The 20,821-nt window shown below is 40.1% G+C and carries 23 protein-coding genes; 3 read left to right on the top strand and 20 right to left on the bottom strand.

All coding sequences use genetic code 11. The features are described 5' to 3' along the window. The 14 genes from IEE83_RS05530 to IEE83_RS05465 all read right to left on the bottom strand — a co-directional run bounded on the left by IEE83_RS05530 (position 1) and on the right by IEE83_RS05465 (position 12,723). On the bottom strand, positions 1-669 hold the full coding sequence (locus IEE83_RS05530; RefSeq protein WP_194119611.1) for a ferredoxin reductase domain-containing protein: 669 nt from the start codon (positions 667-669) through the stop codon (positions 1-3). Positions 670-704: 35 nt separating this feature from the next. Beyond that, positions 705-1,658, bottom strand: a complete 954-nt coding sequence (locus IEE83_RS05525) for a SphA family protein (RefSeq protein ID WP_194119610.1) — start codon at positions 1,656-1,658, stop codon at positions 705-707. Positions 1,659-1,676: 18 nt separating this feature from the next. Next, entirely contained in the window at positions 1,677-2,198 is a 522-nt protein-coding gene (locus tag IEE83_RS05520; protein WP_194119609.1) for an NADPH-dependent FMN reductase, read from the bottom strand. Between the two features lie 160 nt (positions 2,199-2,358). Continuing rightward, on the bottom strand, positions 2,359-2,709 hold the full coding sequence (locus tag IEE83_RS05515; RefSeq protein ID WP_194119608.1) for a YciI family protein: 351 nt from the start codon (positions 2,707-2,709) through the stop codon (positions 2,359-2,361). A gap of 73 nt (positions 2,710-2,782) precedes the next feature. Beyond that, positions 2,783-2,968, bottom strand: a complete 186-nt coding sequence (locus IEE83_RS05510; protein WP_194119607.1) for a hypothetical protein — start codon at positions 2,966-2,968, stop codon at positions 2,783-2,785. Between the two features lie 118 nt (positions 2,969-3,086). Next, the gene (locus IEE83_RS05505) at positions 3,087-3,302 is read right to left on the bottom strand and encodes a hypothetical protein (protein ID WP_194119606.1); all 216 of its coding nucleotides are present in this window, start codon (positions 3,300-3,302) and stop codon (positions 3,087-3,089) included. Between the two features lie 89 nt (positions 3,303-3,391). Then, positions 3,392-4,726 (bottom strand): NAD(P)/FAD-dependent oxidoreductase, encoded by a 1,335-nt coding sequence (locus tag IEE83_RS05500; protein ID WP_194119605.1) that lies wholly within the window; start codon positions 4,724-4,726, stop codon positions 3,392-3,394. 193 nt (positions 4,727-4,919) lie between these two features. Then, entirely contained in the window at positions 4,920-5,909 is a 990-nt protein-coding gene (locus tag IEE83_RS05495; protein ID WP_194119604.1) for a hypothetical protein, read from the bottom strand. A gap of 42 nt (positions 5,910-5,951) precedes the next feature. Continuing rightward, positions 5,952-6,290: a YciI family protein gene (locus IEE83_RS05490; RefSeq protein ID WP_194119603.1), complete on the bottom strand. Its 339-nt coding sequence runs from the start codon at positions 6,288-6,290 to the stop codon at positions 5,952-5,954. A gap of 38 nt (positions 6,291-6,328) precedes the next feature. Further along, positions 6,329-6,667 (bottom strand): YciI family protein, encoded by a 339-nt coding sequence (locus IEE83_RS05485; RefSeq protein ID WP_194119602.1) that lies wholly within the window; start codon positions 6,665-6,667, stop codon positions 6,329-6,331. 242 nt (positions 6,668-6,909) lie between these two features. Beyond that, positions 6,910-7,830: a DUF5996 family protein gene (locus IEE83_RS05480; protein ID WP_194119601.1), complete on the bottom strand. Its 921-nt coding sequence runs from the start codon at positions 7,828-7,830 to the stop codon at positions 6,910-6,912. A 35-nt stretch (positions 7,831-7,865) separates the two neighbouring features. Beyond that, complete coding sequence (locus IEE83_RS05475; RefSeq protein WP_194119600.1) at positions 7,866-8,765, bottom strand: alpha/beta hydrolase; 900 nt, start codon at positions 8,763-8,765, stop codon at positions 7,866-7,868. A gap of 254 nt (positions 8,766-9,019) precedes the next feature. Further along, positions 9,020-9,778, bottom strand: coding sequence for an SDR family oxidoreductase (locus IEE83_RS05470; RefSeq protein WP_194119599.1), 759 nt, complete (start codon positions 9,776-9,778; stop codon positions 9,020-9,022). 260 nt (positions 9,779-10,038) lie between these two features. Further along, the gene (locus IEE83_RS05465; protein WP_194119598.1) at positions 10,039-12,723 is read right to left on the bottom strand and encodes a sigma 54-interacting transcriptional regulator; all 2,685 of its coding nucleotides are present in this window, start codon (positions 12,721-12,723) and stop codon (positions 10,039-10,041) included. 475 nt (positions 12,724-13,198) lie between these two features. Here IEE83_RS05465 and IEE83_RS05460 point away from each other — a divergent pair, with 475 nt between their 5' ends. The 3 genes from IEE83_RS05460 (at position 13,199) to IEE83_RS05450 (ending at position 16,075) form a co-directional block, all read left to right on the top strand. Beyond that, entirely contained in the window at positions 13,199-14,107 is a 909-nt protein-coding gene (locus IEE83_RS05460) for an AraC family transcriptional regulator (protein WP_194119597.1), read from the top strand. Positions 14,108-14,181: 74 nt separating this feature from the next. Then, positions 14,182-15,087 (top strand): helix-turn-helix domain-containing protein, encoded by a 906-nt coding sequence (locus IEE83_RS05455; RefSeq protein ID WP_194119596.1) that lies wholly within the window; start codon positions 14,182-14,184, stop codon positions 15,085-15,087. Positions 15,088-15,163: 76 nt separating this feature from the next. Further along, on the top strand, positions 15,164-16,075 hold the full coding sequence (locus tag IEE83_RS05450; protein ID WP_194119595.1) for an oxidoreductase: 912 nt from the start codon (positions 15,164-15,166) through the stop codon (positions 16,073-16,075). 520 nt (positions 16,076-16,595) lie between these two features. On the opposite strand, the gene IEE83_RS05445 is transcribed toward IEE83_RS05450, so the two are convergent. Genes IEE83_RS05445 through IEE83_RS32840 form a run of 6 tightly spaced genes read right to left on the bottom strand, consistent with a single transcriptional unit; the run spans position 16,596 to position 20,809 of the window. Next, positions 16,596-16,991, bottom strand: a complete 396-nt coding sequence (locus IEE83_RS05445; protein ID WP_194119594.1) for a group III truncated hemoglobin — start codon at positions 16,989-16,991, stop codon at positions 16,596-16,598. A 1-nt stretch (position 16,992) separates the two neighbouring features. Then, positions 16,993-17,403 (bottom strand): cytochrome C, encoded by a 411-nt coding sequence (locus IEE83_RS05440; protein WP_194119593.1) that lies wholly within the window; start codon positions 17,401-17,403, stop codon positions 16,993-16,995. A 4-nt stretch (positions 17,404-17,407) separates the two neighbouring features. Beyond that, positions 17,408-17,665: a hypothetical protein gene (locus IEE83_RS05435; RefSeq protein ID WP_194119592.1), complete on the bottom strand. Its 258-nt coding sequence runs from the start codon at positions 17,663-17,665 to the stop codon at positions 17,408-17,410. Between the two features lie 39 nt (positions 17,666-17,704). Beyond that, positions 17,705-18,724 (bottom strand): cbb3-type cytochrome c oxidase subunit II, encoded by a 1,020-nt coding sequence (locus IEE83_RS05430; protein ID WP_194119591.1) that lies wholly within the window; start codon positions 18,722-18,724, stop codon positions 17,705-17,707. Positions 18,725-18,758: 34 nt separating this feature from the next. Beyond that, positions 18,759-20,345, bottom strand: coding sequence for a cbb3-type cytochrome c oxidase subunit I (locus tag IEE83_RS05425; RefSeq protein WP_310588476.1), 1,587 nt, complete (start codon positions 20,343-20,345; stop codon positions 18,759-18,761). 41 nt (positions 20,346-20,386) lie between these two features. Further along, the gene (locus tag IEE83_RS32840) at positions 20,387-20,809 is read right to left on the bottom strand and encodes a hypothetical protein (RefSeq protein WP_228101685.1); all 423 of its coding nucleotides are present in this window, start codon (positions 20,807-20,809) and stop codon (positions 20,387-20,389) included. Positions 20,810-20,821 lie beyond the last annotated feature (12 nt).

The raw sequence follows: 20,821 nt of genomic DNA, 5'->3' as shown, positions 1-20,821 counted from the left end.
TTATTTTTCAAAGACCAACGTCTCCGCATGTGCTCCCAACTCCTGCAAAGCTTCCAGGATTGATGCAATAAACGGGTCCGGTCCGCAGACGTAAAAATGCTGGGTAAAATCGTTGATATGTTCTTGAAGAAATGCTTTGTTAATTCTCCCATAATAGCACCCCGGAACCTCTTCGCCAGAAATAACTTTATGGAAATTATCGCCCAGCATCATCTCGAATTCCTCTTTCAAAATAATATCAGAAGGGGTTTTATTTGAAAAGAAGAGTTTATTATTGCCAATCTTATTTTGAGAATATAAACTGCGAAAGATGGCAATAAATGGTGTAACACCAGCTCCGCCAGCCAGAAAAACGCCTTCTCCTTTGTATTCAATAGCACCCCAGGCATCGCTGATTTCGAAATAATCACCGGGTTCTACAGATAAAAGCTGGTTGGTTACGCCGTTGCGGTCGGCGTACGATTTGATCGTAAATTGAAGAAAATCACTTTCCTGTAAAGAAGTGAAAGTAAACGGACGCTTCTCACTTGCCCAGTTTTCTTTTAGTATCGAAAGATCAGTCGCCTGACCCGGAATGTAGGTAAAACCTGCTGGTTTTTCAATCGTAAATGCATGTACATTATGTGTTACCGGTTTTACGTCCAGCACTTTCACTTTATAATCTGCCATTTTTTTCGAGATTTAAGAGCTTTAAAAAATCACTATTATTTGAGCGGTATTCCAATTCGAAAAGATGGTTTGACGCCCTCAAATCGATTTTTGGCGGCAGTTTCAAAGAATACTTTTGCCTCCAAAAAAACGCCGGATGAAGTTTGGTAACTGAGCCCCGGACCTACTGCAAAAATCTGCTCACGCGTATCAGCAACGCCCATCTTTTCCTGGTAATAATGAGAATTCCCATTGAAAGAATCCTGTCTGAATTGTTTCAGATAATAACCAGCTACTTCTGCCCGAAGCGTTTTAACAAGCGTATATTCAGCTGAATAATTAACATTATAAAAGGCACCTGGCCGGTCATTAGCTCTGCTTTTGTTAAAGTTATAATTGATGATATTCCGGCTACTCACGCTGAATTTTTTATTCAAAAAAAAGGTAAAAGCATAGTAAGCAGAAAGCGTATACAACTGCGCAGAAGGATTAATGTTGAATTCCTTCTTGCCCGAGCCGCTGGGTATGGTAAGATCAATTTCAGCCCTGCTCCAAAACCCTTTATTAAAAAGTTTTTTATCTGACCACTGGATTCCTCCACCTACCGTCACATCACCTAAAACAACCGGATTAACACCTGGTAATTTTGCCATTGTCCCGGTAGCAGATAATTTTACCAGTGGCAGTATCACTGTAAATTCAAGATTTCCATGCAAAACCGGAATCTTGGAAAGGTAAATAAACTGATGCAGTGACAGAAGATAATTGACATTCAAATCGCCCGATGTCTTTTTTCCGTTGGAATCGTAAAACCCATTCGCTTTGTAAACCTGCGTGTAATTCTGGTAATAAAATCCTGGCGGTGGCGCGGCTCCGTCCAGCATATTTGTCAGACCCAGATTTGTTGCCGGAAGCACCGGATCCTGCGCCTGAACATTTATTAAATTTCCCAGAAAAAGTAATGTAATCAGAAAAGTAAAATACAGTTTTCCGCCAATTATTCTTTTCATAAAATAGCTTCGGAAGTACTAATACTTAATGAACTTATCGATCTGGGTATCCACAAACGCCTTTGTTTCATCAGATGAAAAATTACCCTCCTGATCCAGTTCTGTATGAATTGATGGAAGATAAATTTTCATCGGCATTACATGTAAATTGAAATGATTGGCAATCCCGGTAAAATGTTCAAGTCCTCTCAAATTTCCATGACGACCGGCTCCAATTCCTACCAAAGCGGCTTTTTTATCCAAAAATGATTCTGGAAACTTACAGGCATCGATAAAACTTTTCAGCACGCCGGGCATTCCTCCGTTGTATTCAGGAATAATAAAAATGAATTTTTCAGCCGCCAAAACTCTGTCTTGAATTAGTTGAAAAGCCTCACTTCTTTGTCCGTACATATCGGAAACAAGCAGATCTGACGGCAATTCCATAAATGACAAAAGATCCAGCGATACACCTTTACTTTCAAGTTCTTTTTGGTAATACTTCGCTACTTTTAATGAATTGCTATCCGGGCGATTAGTCCCTGAAATAATTAAGTCCATGTTGTTGATTAAATTTAATTCTATGGGTCTGCGCTTTGAGGACCGGGTAAATATGATTTATTGAATTTAATAATCGAATGAGGATGTGTGTGATTGTGTAAAAATCAGGTAATAATGCCCTGCCAAAAATCAAAACATTATTACCTGACTTGATACATTATTATTGAACCGGCGGAATTGCCAGACGAACCTCAACAACAGCGCCATATTGAATAATCGGACAGCCTTTTGCAATTTCTACTGCTTCGTCATAATCATTTGCCTTGATCAAAAACAAGCCGCCAATCGACTCTTTTACTTCGGCATAAGGACCATTTGTAACAGTGCCGTCACTTTTGATTACACGCCCGTCCACATCCCAACGTTTTGGTGTACCGATCAATTTGTCCTGTGCAGCAATGCCGGCAATCCAGTCCTGATATGGTTTAATCGCTGATTTCATTTGTTCTGGTGATGGATTTGCGTCTGCATGCGTAATGTCACGGTGGATTGCTAATAAGAATTCGCTCATTTTGATTGTTGTTTAACTGTAAGAAATTGATTGTAAGTATTTATGAAAACTTGGTATTCAGGTAATTATAAAATCAAAGAAGTTCAGCTTCATTTGGATCAAGTGGCTGCTCGGTCATCCGCAGCGATTCGTCCATAAATTCACTTCCTTCCATCGTATTTTGTTCATGAAAAGGTTTTGCGCCATTTGCCAAATGACCGGATTCATGACCGGCTTCTTCGGTCGGATCCCAATTGCTTAATAATAGGAAATCGCTCATATTCTTGAAGTTAAAAGTTGAATGAAATTGATTCGATGAAAATTTTGAAAATACGGTACTGATAAGGCCAGTATTCGGCCTTTGAAATGTAAAAACAGACAACTCCGACGCGGGTAAGCTACAAATGAAGAATATCTTTGATCTGTTCTTCTGAATAATATGGAGAAAGTTCAGATTCATCAATCAGTTCTTCCACCTGATCAAAATTAGGTGAGACCGCATTTTCGACGTTTTCTGTGATGTTTATCATTCCCGCAACGACAAGGCCGTTAAGCACATTCAGCACTTTATTCGCGTCTTTTTCCGTTATAATAGTAAGTTGAAAAGTTTTCATTTTGAAAATGATTTAGGTTGAAAAAGTCTATTAAAACAGACATTTATCTCAATTAAAACGATAACGTAAATTTATATACGTACCAAAAATCAGGCCGTGAACTTATGTTCTTCCACTGGTTCAGAAATTATAGCTTCCCGGTTTTCTCTGTTTTCAGATCGAAAAATCATTCTTAAAGATTGGTCGCAAGTCAGATAAGAAATTGCCCAGCTGTAAAGTGTCCTCAACATATTGTCATAATTGACGAGCGAAATAAGATGGATAAACAGCCATCCCAAAAGACCAGGCAAACCGCCTAAATGAAACTTATGTTTGAAAAGATCTGCATAGGCATATCTCCTGCCAATGATCGCCATATCACCGCGGTCAAAATATTTAAATGGTTTCAAAGGTTTTCCCTGCGCCATGGCCAACAAATTTTTGGCTAGCCTTTTTCCCTGTTGGATAGCAGGCTGCGCAAGTTGTGGGTGTCCGGCCGGATAAACATCATCAGTAAATTGTATGCTAATATCGCCGATTGCATACACATTATGATAACCTTGCACGAGATTATAAGCATCCGTAATCATTCTTTTCCCTCTTCCAAGACTGGTTTCATTAATTCCTTCAAATGTATGTGCAATGACACCAGCTGCCCATAATAAAGTTTTCGCTTCAATGATTTCGCCGTTTGATAAATGCACTTTGTCATTTTCAAAAAGCGTAACCTGCGTTTTTAATTTGATATGCACATCCATGCTGGTAAGTGCCTCATAAGCCGCGTTGTGCGTTTTATCACTCATTGGCGCCAAAAGATAAGGTGCGCCATCAATCACATAAATCTGGGCTTCATCCATTTTCAGTTCAGGATAATCCATGCCCAGAATGTATCGTTTCATCTCCGCAAGCATACCGGCAACTTCCACGCCTGTCGGTCCGCCGCCTGCGATTACGATGGTCAGCAATTTTTGCTTTTCTACCGGATCTTTTTCCAGAGAAGCTTTTTCCAGGGTTTTGATCAATTCATTTCTAATAAACAAAGCATCGTCAATTCCTTTCAAAGAAAATGCATTTCGCTGAATACTTTCGTTACCGAAAAAATTTGTTTTGGAACCCGCTGCAAAAATCAGATAATCATATTCCAGTTCGCTGCCATCAGTTAAATGTAAAATATTATCTTCCGTATCAACATGCAAAACCGTCGCCATTCTGAACGCAATATCTCTCCCTTTGAAAAGTTTCCGAAATGGATAACTGATACTGGAAGGTTCCAGAAAACTCGTGGCAACCTGGTAAAGCAACGGCGTAAAATAGTTGTAATTATTTTTGTCTACCAAAGTGACGTGATAGAAATTGTTGTTATATAATTGTCTCACCAAATTGAGGCCAGCGAAACCGCCACCAATGATTACGATACGTTTTTTGAATGCATTAACGGTTTCCATTTGGATATCTCTGTTGTTTAAATTTTTCTGCTGAGTCAGGCGAGTTCTCTATATATAGTTCAAGATTCGTGCCAACATGTTATCTATTTCACTATCAAACAATTAACTATATTTCACACGTTTAATTTTAACTATATTCAGTCAGATGGCTATTAAATGCGCTTTATTTAGCCAGTTAAAATCTTCCATTTTATCAAATACTGCTTGAATCAACTTCTGCAATCCACTTTTTTAGGTAAGAGAGCAGCGCCTCTTTGTCGGGTGTGGTTCCAGATTCTGCGTAGGCGCCAGATACCGTCATGCCCAATGCGATACAATGTGAGATTTCTAGTTGCCTTTGTAAACCCAGTCCGTAACCGGCACAAAAACTATCTCTCAAATCATTCGTTACCTGAACATTATTCGACACATGTCGGGCAATCTCAAAATGGTGTTGTTTTGAAAAAAGCATCGCGTGATCGTCTGAATAAATTACGAGATGCTCTACATTCATCGTATTAAAAATGGAGAGATATTTGTTTTTCAGAGCCAGGGGATCGATATTTAAAAAACTCGTTTCAGGATCTTTTCCATTAAGCAGTGCCCATAATTTAATCGCCTCGCCTTCATCCAAAACAAATGTAACCCTTCCGTAAAGTGAAAATTCACTGATAATATCTAGGATTTCATCGACTTCAAAAATCAATCTTTTGGTAGGATCGCCCAGATAAAAAATAAAATCAAAATCACTTTTATTGATCGGTTTTATCACATCTGAAAGCAACCCGTACCAAAGGTCAGAAGCGCGGTATACATTGGACCAGTTGGCAAAAGGGATAATCTGACAATTTCTAAACAATACTTTCAGATCTTCAATAATGGCGTCCGTTTTAAAATCATGCCATTTATATTGCGTTGCACTGTTTCTTTCTGCGTTACCAAAAATACCTTCCGAAAGTTTTAACCGTCCTTCGAATGTATTTAAAGTCAGACTTCGTATTCCAAATCTTTCGAAAAATTCTGGTGGAATCGATTGTCCCACGCCTTGGGATTCAACTTCAACCTGATGGTTCAAATTCTGAATTTCGTTATTTCCGATCTCGTTGTGAAAAATATTTTCTGCATCACTGAAACTCTGTATCATGCCGATAAGGTCAGATAATACTTCCACTGCATTTCCGGATTCTTTTTTGATCGTATACATTGTTTCGTGAATTAGCGTAAATATTTACTTCTGATTTATTACTTAATTGCCAAGACGGATCTCCACATTTCCACCAACTTCCAGGATCGGACAGCCTCTGGCAATTTTTAATGCCTCTTCATAACTGGCCGCATTAACGACAATTAGGCCGGCTATGGATTCTTTCAATTCAAAATAAGGGCCCGATGCTACGATATTGTTGGGATTAAGTATTATTCCCTGAGCATCGAGGCGTTGAAAAGGTCTTGCTAATAAATTTTGAGCGGCCAGATTTTCCAGCCAGTCGTCCCAGCGCTTTTCGTGTGTTTGCATCTGCCCGGCGGAGAGCTGTGCCTTTTTAGTTTTATAATCTCTGCGGAATACCAACAGGAATTCTTTCATTTTTTCGACCTTAACTATAATTGATTTTATTGAATCATTCAATTCACCATCCGGATTTCAACAGTTCCACCCAGTTCCAAAACAGGGCACTCATTCGCGATTTCTTTGGCTTCGATGTAGTCCACCGCTTTCACAACGATTAGTCCGTCGATAGATTTTCCTATTTCCGAATACGGCCCTTCGGTTACAACATTATCAGGCTTCAAAACTTTACCCAGCGGATCCCAGAATTGAATCGGAATCGCTAGTTTGTCCTGGGCTGCCAGACTGCGAAACCAGTCATGCCAGACTTTAAGATTCATCTGAATTTCCTCTTCTGATGTAGGAACTTCTGAAACCCGGTGATCCTTATGAAATACTAATACGAACTCGTTCATGGTGTCCTCCATTTTAAATATAAGTGGTTACTGAACTGATCATTCGAAAATCATTATTGGGTTTGAATTTCGTATCAGGCCGGATATCTATATAAGAGCAATCTTTATGCCATTATGTTAACATTCAGATTGTCAATATTTTAACCAAAAACACATTCGAAAAGTTATACTTTATTCAGCTAAATAGCTGTGTTTTCAGCGATATTCAGTTAAGCCGGTTTTACATTAAAACAGATGTCAATTCAATTTAGCTTTACTTCCTGCTCAAATAACTCCTCGTTCCACTTTGCTAATCCTGAGCCAATTGCATAAGTACTTTCTAAAAATTCCAGAAGTTTTGCCTGTGGATCCGCAGCGTTTTGTACAGCTACGTATGGTAAAATAAACTCTCCCAAAGTATGGTTATAATACGCTTCGGGCGGAGAAACATTTGCCTCTTTATAACCTTCCGGTTCAGGATATAGGTAGCAATAAAATGCTGCCTCAGGAAGTGTTTCGCTGCCTGTCCAGAAACCGGCGTCGCTTACTTCGCTGCTGTACGCATCCTGTAAAACCCAGTCTGGCATTCCCGGTACTTTCCCAGGATGCTTCGGCGCTTTGCGACCGGAGAAAAATGCAAGTGCCAGATCGAAACCACCCCAAAAGAAATGAACCGGGCTGGCCTTTCCTGTAAACTTTGTCCGGAAAAGCATGAATACGTCCTGAATATTCAACAGCGCCTGATGAAAAGCCGAAGCCCGATCCGGATCATATCCGACATGTTCAGTATCAAGTTCAAAAGGCGTTATTTTTCCAAAAATCTCGGAAGGCATTGTATTGATTTCGAGATCGATTTCCAGCTCTCTCAAATTTTCAAAGATCTGTTTGTAAAAATCAGCAACCGACAAATTGTTGAGCGCGAATTGTTTTACTTCTCTCTTAGTTGATGTGATTTTTAACTGATGAACGATAAAGTCAAAATCAATTTGAAAATGCTGATCCTGATATGGAATCGTTTGAGTACTTAACCCAGTAGGAGTAATATGAAGGGTAATATTCCAGGAATGATTAACCCACGGCAATCTTGCTAGTTTTATTTTCCCAACAATCTGCGTCCATAATTGCAGCGTTTCGTATGTCGATTTTCCTTTTTGATAGGAAAGTTCAGGCCATTGCATTTTCATAATTTCAGGTTTAAGGCGTTGATTTGAAGTTTTTATTATGCCAAAAGGGATAGTATTTCTTTGGTTAAGAACCCGTCTACGGTTTCAAATCCTTCCAAAATATTAAAGTGATTTGCATTTGGTACTATTAAATAATGCGACTGATTACCAGCATTTTGCCATGCTTTACAATAATCAACAGATTGTTTTTGGAACGACGCAGTTTCCAATTCACCCCATACAACAATCAACGGGATTTTATTCTGGCGAACCAAGCGGATAGGGCTGGATGACAAAATTTGTTCAGCTGTAATACGAACAGCCGGCTCGACAAAAGTTTGTGATACAGGTTCAAGATCGTATAATCCGCTTATCGCCAACACACCTTTAATCGTATCAGCTGGCAAGCCATAATCAGCCCAATCTGTGCTGATGGTCATAGCTGCCAGATGTGCTCCGGCTGAATGTCCGGCGATTAAAATGCGATCCGTATTACCGTTAAAATTTGAAATATTATTTGCAGTCCAGGCAATGGATGACCGCACCTGACGTACCATTTCAGGAATATTGACGGATGGCGTTAAGGCGTAAGTAATGATAACAACCGTAAATCCTGCCAGCGATGGGCCCGTAGCTACGAAATCATATTCATCACCAATACCCAGTCGCCAGTAACCGCCGTGAACAAAAAGCATGACAGGCGCATCCGGATTTTTCGCCGGATAAACAGTTAATCTTTCCATCAGCGTCGGACCGTATTGTACAACAGTTCTGCCTTGAAGAATCGCACGCGCTTTTTCGCTGTTTGCAGAGAAATTATTGATATATTTCAAAAAGCCAGGCACTGCTTTTTCGACATCATATTCCGCATCAAGCTCTTGCTGAGTGGCAAAGTCACCGTATAATTTCCGGGTTGTAAATTGGGTTTTATTTGAAAAATTATTCGGATTTTCCATAGCTAATACGGTTATATTTAAATGTCGATATTTCTTGAAATGTTTTTAATAATGTGCCAAATCGCCCTTCTTCCTGCCGCGTTGCTGATCGGAATTTCGCAGCAAAATACTGCGCCGACGTTGGTTGTAATCATGCACGAACGGGTGGAAAGTGCACACCTCATACAGCAGCCTCGACAAGCTGACACCCGTCATCTTCGTTTAGAGGGGCTCAAAAAGCAAAGTTTTGTTGATGAAATCAGTAACGGTAACCGTTATACTGTCGCTTTTTTCTGACTTGTAAACCAGGTTTCAAAATCGATAGCTCCGATGATTGGATTTTCTCCAGGAACCAGCATTTCGTCCGTCAGTTCTGCACCGAAATAACGGGCATGAACATCAGAAACAACTTTACGAGGATCATTCATTTCTGTCAGATAACGCTGAACAAGATCAGAAAGACGGATTTTTTCAGGACCCGCGATTTCAACTGTTCCGTTTATTGGCGCACCAAGAGTAGCGTCAGCCACAGCTGCTGCAACATCTTCAGAAGAAATGGGTTGTACAAATGCGGGTGAAAGATGAACGGTATCTCCTTGTGTTCCTGACTGAGCAATGCCGCCCAAGAATTCAAAGAATTGTGTTGAATGAACAATCGTGTAAGAAATCGGTGAAGCTTTGATCAGTTTTTCCTGAGCAATTTTCCCACGGAAATATCCACTTTCCGCCAAACGATCAGTTCCAACAACTGAAAGTGCAACGTGATGTTTTACGCCTGCAACGGCTTCCGCGGCCAAAAGATTACGTCCCGAAGTTTCGAAGAATTCCAAAACAGCTTTGTCTTCAAAAGAAGGAGAATTGGCAACATCTACAACGACATCTGTGCCAATTAATACTTGCGCCAAGCCTTCGCCGGTGATTGTATTAACTCCTGAATTTGGTGATGCTGCGATTACTTCATGTCCAAGTGCACTCAGTTTACTTACAACTTTTGAACCGATAAGGCCGCTTCCGCCAATGACTACAATTTTCATAATAATTTTGTTTAAGGATATAAGTAATACAGATGTACTCGAATTACATCTGCCAGATTAATCGTTCTGTATCACCAGTGAAAACCAGGCCGGATGTATCTATATTATTGCAATCTGTATGCCACTAGGCTATCTTACTCATTGACAAATTGTTATAAAATATTATGTCATTTTAATTTAACTGTATTCAGTCAAACAACTTTTTTGTTCACTAAATACAGTTAAAGATTGAAGAGCTATTTGATACTTATTTCAATAAATTAAGCCGAAAAATATTCCGACTTATGAATCTCTAATTTCTTAATTTTAGAATGCAGCGTTGTTGCCGGAATATCCAGATACTCGGCTGCGCCTCCACGTCCTGACAATTTTCCACTGCATCTTTTAATAATTTCAATAATGTACGAACGCTCCACTTCTTCCAGTGTTCGATTAGCAAGATCCACTTCCTGATTTTTAGTTTCTGATCTGTCTTTTGGCAAATGAACTTCACGCAGCACGGTTTCGCTGCTTAACAAAACACTTCTTTCAATAAGATGTTCCAGTTCCCTGACATTTCCAGGCCACAAATAACTCTTCAATTCCTGGATAACTTTTGGCGAAATCGAATTCACTTTTCTACCCGCATTTTTGCTGTAACGACCAACAAAAAAGTTGGCGAGCGGAGCAATATCTTCTACACGATCACGCAATGGCGGCAGATTAATTGGAAAAACATTTAACCGGTAAAAAAGGTCAGACCGGAATCTTCCTGCTTTTATTTCTTCTTCCAGATCACGATTTGTGGCTGCGATAATCCGTACATCAACACTTATGGTGGTTTTCCCTCCTACTCTTTCCAATTCTTTTTCCTGGATCACGCGTAGCAGCTTCACCTGAGCTTCCAAAGGCATCTCGCCAATCTCATCTAGAAATAATGTACTATTATTTGCTAATTCAAATTTACCGATCCGCCGGTCTGTTGCGCCTGTAAACGCTCCCTTTTCATGACCAAATAATTCACTTTCTATCAGGTTAGCTGGTAAAGCGGCGCAATTAACTTTGATCATTAACTTGTTTTTTCTTGGCGAGGCATTATGGATTGCCCGGGCGATTAGTTCTTTTCCGGTTCCTGTTTCACCCAATAATAAAACGGATGATTTTGATTCAGCGACCAGCGATATTAAATGGTACACTTTCTGCATTTCTTCACCGTTTCCAACAATTTCCGAAAAGTTGTAGATCGTCTGGATCTGCTCCTTCAAATGATCATTCTCAACTTCCAGCAATTGCTTGTAAGTCAATACTTTTTCATTAGCACGGATATTGGAAATAGCGATAGAAATCTGGGCACAAATTCCTTTTAAAAGTGTCAGATTCACTTCATCCGTTAATAACCATAAGGTTCCCAGGTTTTGATTTCCTACGCGAAGCGCTGCTCCATAAGCATTTTTCAAACCAGCTTTTTTCCAGAAATAAAGATATTTTGCACTGTTCCCTTTTCTATCCTCTTCTTCAATATTAAAAATTACAGGATGCTTACTGTTGAGAACTTTAGCTGTCAAATACTCATCAATCCCAATATTTTTTGACGCAAGTTCTTTGAAAATTGGTTCTTCGCCATAAAACATATGCTTGTCATACATATAAGGACTTAGCGTCAAGCCATCATCTTCAATAATCCTGATCATGGATAACCTGATATTTAAAACACTTTGCAAAACGCTGGAAATGGCTTTTTCCAAATCATCCTTTGTTCTCACCCCAGCGATATCCTGACTAAAATCAAGCAAAAATGATTTTTCCTCTTCCTTACTAAGAATTTCTTCATTGGCTGAGATATTACTTGCTGCCGTTGAAAGCTGACTGGAAATTCTTTCAATAATATTGATCGATTTTTTATCAAATGTATTTTCCTTATTCGCAAATAGAATGATGCTATGCTTGGCAATTCCCTCGTCTGGCAGGATTTTGATAACCATTTCCCGGGCTCCTGCAACATAATTTAGGCGAAACCAAAGCGGTACTTTACTGATATCGAAGGACTTCATATTTAATACAACAGGTTTTTCCGACTGAGCAGCCTTGTCATAAATACCGTCGTTAACCGGATAAGGATTGGAAATTGCCTCCGTGTACTTCGAAAATTCCTTGGCCCGGGAATCGTCATCTGTTAAAAAAGCATTATAAGTTTCACCGCTATCATCCAGTACCGTCATAACGCTATGTGTAAACGGAATCAGTTTTTTAAGGCCAAAATTGATTACCTTTAAAAGATCTTTCCGGTCACGTACTGTCACCATTTCATTGCTCAAAGAAAGCAAAACCTCATTAACATTTTCTTTGTATGCGATCTCTTCGTTTTTGATAATATTTGAAACTGCACTGGAAATCTGCGGAGCTATTCCTTTTATTATTGTCTTAAATTCGGCACCAAAACTGTCTTTCCTATCAGAATACATATGCAAAAAACCGATGGTCTGCATTTTACTCCTTAGCGGTGTCATCAAAATTTCCCTTATTCCTTCTTCGTAGTTCACTCGTAGAAATTTAGGACTTCCGGGTTTGTCCATGATCTCATCCAATAGAAAACATTCTGGTCCATCTGAGCCTAAAACCTGATTTATGAAAGGCTCATTCAACGAAAAATGCGCCTGAATAAGTTCTGAATATTCTGAATGATTTTTTATCGGAGATGCAGAGTGATCTAAAAGAAAAGGTGTGTACGTTTCATTCGTTTCATCAATAAGCGTAACAATGGCATGTGTGAAATAAAACAGACCTTTTATGCGGGAGGAAAATAAAGCTATCAAGTCATTTTTTTTCCTGACCTTTGTGATATCATTACTTAAATCCAGAAGAATCTTTCTTTCCCTTTCATACGATTCAATCTGATCACGCAAGGTATCGATAGAATTATTTCCAGGTTGACTTTCGACTACAATTTCAGATTTTGAATTCTTCATTTTAAGCTTTTTACTTGTTGTGGGGTAGGCTCGTTCTTGTAGCTGCTATTTCTGATTCACTATTTTTTGTCGCTGCATTCCTAAACTTTTACTATCGGAATTTAATCAATATCATAGTGACAATTGACATTCCAAAATTGGACAAAATTTCCAAATTATTTTAATCATTTAGTTCCTCCGATTTGAAAATTTCCACCAAATGCCGTCAACAAAAAAGTCAATTAGCGATATGTAGTCGATTTATTAACTAAAAAATTTTCTATATATATGACTATCAGCTATATAGAAAATGGCATGATTTATGAAATAAAAAGGTAAAAGATATGGACCTATTCTCTACGTCTAATTATATATTAATTCATCCCTGATCAATCAATATAACGTTCGCTGTATTAAACCATAATTTAATAAACTCCCGCCAGTAAAATACCTTATACCATGACCTGAATTTAAACTAACTTTTAAACGATCAATAATGATGGCTTCAAACCTCTACCCTAATCCAGCATTACGAGCATACATTAATCCGTCGCAACTAAAAAAAAGTTTTAATCTTGCTTTTGAGATACAGACACTGGAAGGTTCACCCTTATCTAAAATACATCAAAATCAGCACACTTTAACACAGGATTGTTATGCAATTGTCTGGCTAAAAAAGGGATCCGGAAAATTCAGGATTGACTTGCGGACTCAGCAGATTTTTGAAAGTAATGTAATACTTCTTTCGCCCGGACAACATTATATGTTTGAGCCAGCTGGGATGCTCGAAGGTTATAGTATTCGTTTTTCACAGGATTTCCTTTGTCTTGCCGGACTAGAAACTTCTGATCTGTTTCATTCGACAAAACATATAGGCGAAACCATATTTCCAGTTGTCCAACTGGATAATCTTGCACAGGCAGAAATCGAGCTTATTGTCTTAAATATGATAAAGGAGTATTCTAATTGTTTCAAATCCAGAACCGAAGCTCTGCAAGGGTTTTTGAGAATATTGATGATACATCTTTCCAGAAAAATTGAGATCACAGACAGCTATCCGATCGGTGCCGGAAACAATGAATTACTGAAAAAATTCATACTTCTTCTTGATAAGAACTTCATAAATAAGAAAATGGTTAACGATTATGCCAATGATCTTGCTGTCTCTCCGAATTATCTTAATGAGGTCATAAAACGAGTAACAGGTTTCACGGCAAGTTATCATATTCATCAACGGATAATTCTTGAAGCAAAAAGGTTAGCCTTAAATCCACAAATCAATATGAAGGAAATTGCCTACAAACTTGGCTATGCCGATATGGCTCATTTCAGTAAGTTTTTCAAAGTTAATTGTGGAATCACTTTTACTGATTTCAGAAAACAACTGCATGCTTTGCGTGATTAACAGGCTTCAATCTCTGCACAAATAATCTAATAACGAACCGATGGATTAGTAGCCTAATTTTATAAGTTAACAAAATGAGCACGTTTATAGATCTGAAATCTTTTAATGATCACTACCTCAATAAAGTTGAGATATCAAAAATTGAAAGTGGGCATTTTAATATTATCAGAGTAGAAGACATATCGGTATCCGGCAGTAAACCGGTGAGTTTTACGCGCAGATCTTATTTTAAAGTAAGTATTGTTACCGGCCACAGCCTGATTCACTATGCAGATCAGTGCATAGAGGTGCTCCAAAATGCATTGGTTTTTACAAATCCGATGATACCGTATTATTGGGAACCGCTGAGTGAAAAGCAGACAGGTCTTATCTGTATTTTTACAAACGAATTTTTAGGCAGATTTGCCAATATAGGAGATTATCCGGTTTTTCATTTTTCAGGCAACTCGGTAATTTCCTTGACTGAGGAACAGAAAATAAAATTTCACGATGCTTTTCTTAGAATGAGCAGTGAACTGGCTGGGGATTATCGTTATAAATATGATTTGCTGCGTTGTTTATTACTGGAGCTGATCCATGAAGCACAAAAAATGCAGCCCGTCAATGGCGTCCCACTTTTGCATTCTAACGCTAATGAGCGGATAACCCAATTGTTTAGCGAATTACTGGAACGGCAGTTTCCCATTGAACTGAGCTCGCAAACAATCAATCTCAAATCGCCAAACGACTTTGCCCGCCAATTGAATATCCATATCAATCACCTCAACAAAGCGTTAAAAGAAATTACTGGAGACACTACTTCGGCGATAATTGGAAAACGTGTTGTCCAGGAAGCCAAAGCTTTACTTAAAACCACGAGCTGGTCAATAAATGAAATTGCGTGGAGCCTGGGTTTTGAAGAACCTAATCACTTTTCTTCTTTTTTCAAGCGAAATACCGGATTGACACCCAAGCAATTCAAAATTTCCCCTATTGATTGATTTTTGTAGTTTTTGGTTTCATCCGGGTACGTCACCAAGTCTATAATTTCAGAATTTTGTAAAAAAGAAATGAATTATGTGGACCAAAGAAAACATCCCCGACCAAACCGGAAAAATCGCAATTGTAACCGGTGCCAATACCGGAATTGGATATCAAACAGCACTGGCATTATACCAAGCTGGCGCACATGTTATTATCGCATCCAGAAGTTTAGAAAATGCTTCTGAAGCACTAAACAATATGGAAGCCACCTCAGGAAAAGGAAGCCTGGAAAAGGGTTTACTTAATCTTGCCAGCTTAAAAGACATTCAAAAATTCGCTGATAACTTTATAAAGAAGCACAAAAAACTGGATATTCTCATCAATAACGCCGGCGTTATGACACCACCGGCTGCTAAAACGAATGACGGTTTTGAGTTGCAGTTTGGCGTAAATTTTTTAGGACACTTTGCTCTGACAGCGCACTTGTATTCTCTTTTAAAACAAGCACCGGATGCGCGCGTAGTTACCCTAAGTAGCGGTGCATACAAATCGGCACAGCAAATTGATTTTGATAATTTACGTTCTGAAAAGTCATATGACGCTTTTCGCGAATACGCAATCAGCAAACTTGCTGACATGCAATTTACTCTTGAACTACAAAGACGAGTTATTCAAAATGGTGACAGAATTCTGTCCCTCGCTGCGCATCCTGGCGTCACAGAAACCAGTCTGTCCAGGCATATGCCAGAAGAAGATTTCAAAGCAGCGTTAAAGCAATTTGGAGAATTAATGCCAGCCTGGCAAGGAGCACTTTCACCACTGTTCGCAGCCACATCACCATTAGCAAAAGCAGGGGGTTATTATGGTCCTGACGAAGAAAATGAACTTCGCGGATTTCCGGGGCCAGCGATCATCAATGAAATAGCTAATGATAAAGAAGCTGCGAATAAGCTTTGGCAATTTGCAGAAAACGCAACTGGAATTAACTTCTTTAAAACTAAATGACTATTCGTTTTATTAATAAATGGATTTCCCTTAACTCCCAATTTACTGTTTAGAGTTTATTTAAATGGTTGGAAAATAAGATTTCAGAAGTAGTCTTGTCGAGAGAAAAACATTTAAGAGCGGACAGTTGTCCGCTCTATTTTTCGGTCACAAACTGAATTATTCAACATCACATAGCTTACCCCCTTTAAGTACAGATGCAGGTTAATGCATTAAGACATTCCTGCTCTTCCAAATTTATTATTCATAATTCACATCAAATCCAGCAACTCCCGCCGATCAAGAAATAAAAAAGAACGACCGAGTAGTTCAAGTCTGACATTGGTATACACTTTGTATAATAAAAGGTTAGGTTATATTAATAGCCGCTTGCAATTCTTTTTCCAGTTAAATGGCTTTTAGAAAAGACGTATATGCTCAAGCAGATCGAGCTCCTAGCCATCATAGTCTTTTATTGATCTGCGGTATCAGCATTCCTTTACCTGCATTTCAATAATACGATGTTGATTTGACCCGGAGATTATAAAATCAAAAGGGATGGGTTGCTTTGGTAGTACTTGATTTTGTGTTCAAACATTTCCGCCATTTTCTCGGCCCTGAACTTTGCTTCTTTGGCATTCACGCCAGTGAATAGTTCATCAATGGTCCCAACAAATAAATCCATCCATTTTTCAAAATGCGTGTGGTCAACCTGTAACATGGCATGCGGCGTAAACGGGCTTCCATAATAAGTATGCTCCTTCAAAAGCACTGTCTGCCAGAACTTATACATTTTTTCCATGTGTTGAGGCCAGCCATCGCTGATCCGCTCATTAAAAACAGGCGATAGTAGTGCATCTTCCCTAACTTTTGCATAAAAGGAATCTACCAGTAGCTTGATATCGTCGATGTGGAGTATATCTTGTTTCGTTTTCATATCAAATGTTAACCAAGTCAATGTATCGTATAAGGTAATAGATCGACCATCCTAAAAAGCCGACGAGCAAAATCCAGATCCAGGCCGGAATGCTCTGAGGTGTTTCACTTCCGGTAATCAGAAACTGCTTTTGGTCCCCTTTTCCATATGCATTGATCATTAATGGAACTACTCCATCCACAACTGCATTTTCAGTGATACCTTCGACGGCAATGGCAGGCCCGTTTTTCACCTCGAAAGGTATGATGCGGATACCTTCCTTTCCGGTTGGGTCTTTACTGATGATTTTCAGTTCATGTTTGCCGTCCACGATTTTACGGGTATCCAGCTCAAAATTCACAGGGGAGACAAACTCAGCAAATGGCGTTTGTTCCTTATCCAGGAAAAGAAAAACTGTGCTTTTATCGTCCATAACATCAAATGTTTATAACAAGCCTTTTGATATGGTCGTCCGACTTTTCACCGGGTTTGATCAACATCTTTGCCGAGTAGAAGAGTGTCAGTATCACAATTACGGCGGCTACCGAAACGATCAGATAGTCCCAGTTGCTTTCAGGGCCCAAACCATGCGCGATACCTTGTAATAACTTCGGCTGACGCTGGTCACATACCGGGCAAGCCGCAGCAAATAAGCCCATAAAGATAAATACGGTTAACAAAAAGGCATTTTTCATATCAAATCTGAGTTCTATAATTTTAATTTGCATTATCAACTATTGCACAGGCATTTTTTTGATTTTCTGCACAATCTGCTCCACGTCCTGCACCGATACCCTGGGCGCATTGTTGCCCCAGTTACTGCGCTCGTGATTAATAATGGCGGCTATCTGCTCCGGGTTTAAATCCGCATTAGCTCCGACAGCAGGCATCGTTCCATATTCCTCTCGTGCATCATAGCCTTTCATAATGATGTTGACGATTAATGATGGATCTTTATCGAGTACGACCGTACTGCCTTTCAAAGGTGGAAAAGCGCCTTTCAATCCTTCTCCGTTTTCCTGGTGACATGCCTGACAATGGGTTGCGTAAAGCATCTGGCCACTTTCGGAAATTTCGGTTTTGGACGGTGTGAATTCGCCAGTAGGTTCTGATTTTTGTTCCTGTTTTTGATACAAAAAAGCAGGAGAAACCGTTGAACCAGGCAGCTCAGTCTGTTTCAATGACTGTAAATAAGCCACCAGGTCAAGCGCATCCTGAGTGGCTACCAAAGTCAGCCCTTGTTTCTGAAACGTATCGGGGACACGAACAACAACGTCCTCTTTTGCCGGCTCAGCTTTACTTTCAAACAACCAGGGATAAGCTGGCATGATGGACTGCTTGATCACAATGCGAGGGTTGTATAAATGCACCAGATTCCATTCCAAGCTGGGCTGCCGGCTGCCAATTGAGGTCAGATCAGGCCGGGTCCGCTCCGTCCCCATCAGCGTGGCGGTATTACGCCAGAAATCCGTTCGGCGGTTGGATGCATAGTCTGCAGCCAGCCCGGGCCGGTTGCCCCAAACCTTATCCATATCTACATTCCGCACTTGCTGGGTATGGCAGGCTACGCATCCGTTGGAAACATACAATGCTTTTCCCCTGACTGCCTCTTCACTGAGGGGCGCTGAACCCGGCAGCGGCGCATTGTTCTGCTCATTATTAATGGCAGGTAAAACAGCCACGAAAGCAGTTAAGCCAATGAAGAGCAGAAAAGCAGCGCCAAATAGTTTGTTATGATTATTAAAAAAATCCATGAATTCAATCGGAAGAGGTTTATACTACTGGGTTTCAGGACACGTGATCAATAGATCCTAGCTTTTCAAATGCCGTTTCTTTAATATCAACCGTGCCCGGTACCACTATCATTCTATAAAGATTATAAGCAAAAAACAGGTGTGAGAGCCACATCAGACTTCCTCCGATCGCGCGCCAGAGCCAAAACGGTGCCATAAAGCTTACCGAGTCAATAAAGGACTTGGCTTCCATCCACATCAATCCGCGCATTGTACTGCCATACATCAATGGTATTGTGTAAAACAGAAGACCGATCAATGCCAGCCAAAAGTGCGCGCCAACCGTAATCTGCGGAGCCTCCTGCCCAGTAATACGCGGCATCAATGCATAAATCCCTGCCCAAAGCAAAAAGCAGATAATACCATACATCGTCAGATGGGAATGGGCGACAGTAAAATCAGTGAAATGCCAGAGCAGATTGGTAGACCGGAACGCTTCGGCAGTTCCCTGCAGGGAACCGGTAAAGTAAAAAAGGATACCCGTTAAGAAAAATGGAAGCGTATAACTGTCGGTAATCTTGTACCAAGCGCCTTTGAATGTCAGCATGAAATTGGTCGTACCTGCCACTACCGGAATGATCATGCCCACACTGCCCACAATGGCAACCGTTTGCAGCCACCAGGGAATCGCACTGAATACAAAATGATGGGTTCCAATGAGTTTATAAAAAAGGATCTGGGTCCAAAAAGCAAGTATACCCAGGCTATACGAATAAATCGGTTTGTTCAGCTGCTGGGGCAGAAAGTAATAAACGATCCCAAGTGTAAAGAGCATGAACCACATTCCAACACCCTGATGCATGTAATAGCCTTGAATAATTGTTTCACCCAACCCATTTTGCCAAAGAGGTACATATGCAACGAATACGATCACAATTGCGAAAATTACCGAAGAGACAATGTACCAGTTTGAAATATAGATCTCTTTCGTAGAGCGGCGGGCGACTGTTTTGAAGAAGTTAATTAGGGTCAGCAGAAGTCCAAAGCTAAACAGCAGCATCACAGGCCATATGTATTCCCGATACTCCCCACCCCCATTATTGATTCCGGCCATCAAACACAATGTGCCCAATAGCACTGCCATATTAATCAGGATCAATGAGTACCATCCCAATGGTATGCTGAATAAGTTCGTATTACTCACCCTGGGCACGACATAGTTACCTAATCCCAGCATTGCTAACGATGCCCAGCCCCAGAAAACTGCATTGGTATGAACCGGGCGCAGTCGCCCAAAGGTCAGCCAGCTGAATTGATCTGCATCCGGCGAAACAAACTTTATACCAATGTACTCCCCTACGGTTGTGCCAAAAACAAGCCAAAAAGTCGCAGTGATAACAAACCAGGTAATCAACCTGGAAAGTGGCGGCTCCACTTTCGGGCGAACATGCGCCTTTCTTTTACGTGCTACGAAGGGAAGTGGGGCTTCATATTCTACATTGTTGATCAAGCCTTTATGGTCGTTGGCCGGCAATGCGCCCGACAATTCATTATGGCTCAATGTGAAATCCAGCGCATCTTTTCTTTGCTGCAGTGTTGCTGCAAGATCCATAATTTCAATTCCGCCTAAATATGCTGCCACACGCCCGGCCTCTGCTACGCGCTGCTGGTTTCTATACCTGTTTAATGTTTTGGTGATTTTGAAAATAAAAAGATAACGCCTGCTAGCAAAGGGATTGATATCAGGACAATGGTAATTAAAATACCGCCCTGACTTAGTAGCGAGTTAGTATTTGGGCGGCTCGATTGTGCGAATGCAGGAGAATTTACCAAACACATCATGGCAAGCAAAATGACCCCTAAATGCTGCTTTTTTACAATCCGGTTAAGCAGCAATGAGATCTGTCGGCTGTTCAGGTTGTGCAGGTATTTTGAATAATCCTGTTTATCCGGGTTGATTTTACTGATGAGATAATTTTGAACAACGTCTTTGATCAAGATCGCAAAAGAAAGTAAACCAAGCGCCATCACCAATGCTACAATTCCTATTGAAAGCATAGCGGCCTGCCCGAAAAGGCTTTCTGCATATGCCGGAGTCGCAACCAAACACACAAAAAG

Source organism: Dyadobacter subterraneus (assembly GCF_015221875.1).
GTDB lineage: Bacteria > Bacteroidota > Bacteroidia > Cytophagales > Spirosomataceae > Dyadobacter > Dyadobacter subterraneus.
The sequence above is the reverse complement of the archived record's forward strand: the minus strand, read 5'-3'. Positions and strand labels throughout refer to the sequence as shown.

What these genes read in the sequence shown, in the direction of transcription:
- IEE83_RS05525 (WP_194119610.1), bottom strand. Translation starts at nt 1,658, where the DNA reads ATGAAAAGAATAATTGGCGGAAAACTGTATTTTACTTTTCTGATTACA.
- IEE83_RS05470 (WP_194119599.1), bottom strand. Translation starts at nt 9,778, where the DNA reads ATGAAAATTGTAGTCATTGGCGGAAGCGGCCTTATCGGTTCAAAAGTT.
- IEE83_RS05435 (WP_194119592.1), bottom strand. Translation starts at nt 17,665, where the DNA reads ATGAAAAATGCCTTTTTGTTAACCGTATTTATCTTTATGGGCTTATTT.
- IEE83_RS05530 (WP_194119611.1), bottom strand. Translation starts at nt 669, where the DNA reads ATGGCAGATTATAAAGTGAAAGTGCTGGACGTAAAACCGGTAACACAT.
- IEE83_RS05505 (WP_194119606.1), bottom strand. Translation starts at nt 3,302, where the DNA reads ATGAAAACTTTTCAACTTACTATTATAACGGAAAAAGACGCGAATAAA.
- IEE83_RS05460 (WP_194119597.1), top strand. Translation starts at nt 13,199, where the DNA reads ATGATGGCTTCAAACCTCTACCCTAATCCAGCATTACGAGCATACATT.
- IEE83_RS05475 (WP_194119600.1), bottom strand. Translation starts at nt 8,765, where the DNA reads ATGGAAAATCCGAATAATTTTTCAAATAAAACCCAATTTACAACCCGG.
- IEE83_RS05490 (WP_194119603.1), bottom strand. Translation starts at nt 6,290, where the DNA reads ATGAAAGAATTCCTGTTGGTATTCCGCAGAGATTATAAAACTAAAAAG.
- IEE83_RS05480 (WP_194119601.1), bottom strand. Translation starts at nt 7,830, where the DNA reads ATGAAAATGCAATGGCCTGAACTTTCCTATCAAAAAGGAAAATCGACA.
- IEE83_RS05495 (WP_194119604.1), bottom strand. Translation starts at nt 5,909, where the DNA reads ATGTATACGATCAAAAAAGAATCCGGAAATGCAGTGGAAGTATTATCT.
- IEE83_RS05450 (WP_194119595.1), top strand. Translation starts at nt 15,164, where the DNA reads ATGTGGACCAAAGAAAACATCCCCGACCAAACCGGAAAAATCGCAATT.
- IEE83_RS05445 (WP_194119594.1), bottom strand. Translation starts at nt 16,991, where the DNA reads ATGAAAACGAAACAAGATATACTCCACATCGACGATATCAAGCTACTG.
- IEE83_RS05465 (WP_194119598.1), bottom strand. Translation starts at nt 12,723, where the DNA reads ATGAAGAATTCAAAATCTGAAATTGTAGTCGAAAGTCAACCTGGAAAT.
- IEE83_RS05440 (WP_194119593.1), bottom strand. Translation starts at nt 17,403, where the DNA reads ATGGACGATAAAAGCACAGTTTTTCTTTTCCTGGATAAGGAACAAACG.
- IEE83_RS05500 (WP_194119605.1), bottom strand. Translation starts at nt 4,726, where the DNA reads ATGGAAACCGTTAATGCATTCAAAAAACGTATCGTAATCATTGGTGGC.
- IEE83_RS05430 (WP_194119591.1), bottom strand. Translation starts at nt 18,724, where the DNA reads ATGGATTTTTTTAATAATCATAACAAACTATTTGGCGCTGCTTTTCTG.
- IEE83_RS05485 (WP_194119602.1), bottom strand. Translation starts at nt 6,667, where the DNA reads ATGAACGAGTTCGTATTAGTATTTCATAAGGATCACCGGGTTTCAGAA.
- IEE83_RS05515 (WP_194119608.1), bottom strand. Translation starts at nt 2,709, where the DNA reads ATGAGCGAATTCTTATTAGCAATCCACCGTGACATTACGCATGCAGAC.
- IEE83_RS05455 (WP_194119596.1), top strand. Translation starts at nt 14,182, where the DNA reads ATGAGCACGTTTATAGATCTGAAATCTTTTAATGATCACTACCTCAAT.
- IEE83_RS05520 (WP_194119609.1), bottom strand. Translation starts at nt 2,198, where the DNA reads ATGGACTTAATTATTTCAGGGACTAATCGCCCGGATAGCAATTCATTA.
- IEE83_RS05510 (WP_194119607.1), bottom strand. Translation starts at nt 2,968, where the DNA reads ATGAGCGATTTCCTATTATTAAGCAATTGGGATCCGACCGAAGAAGCC.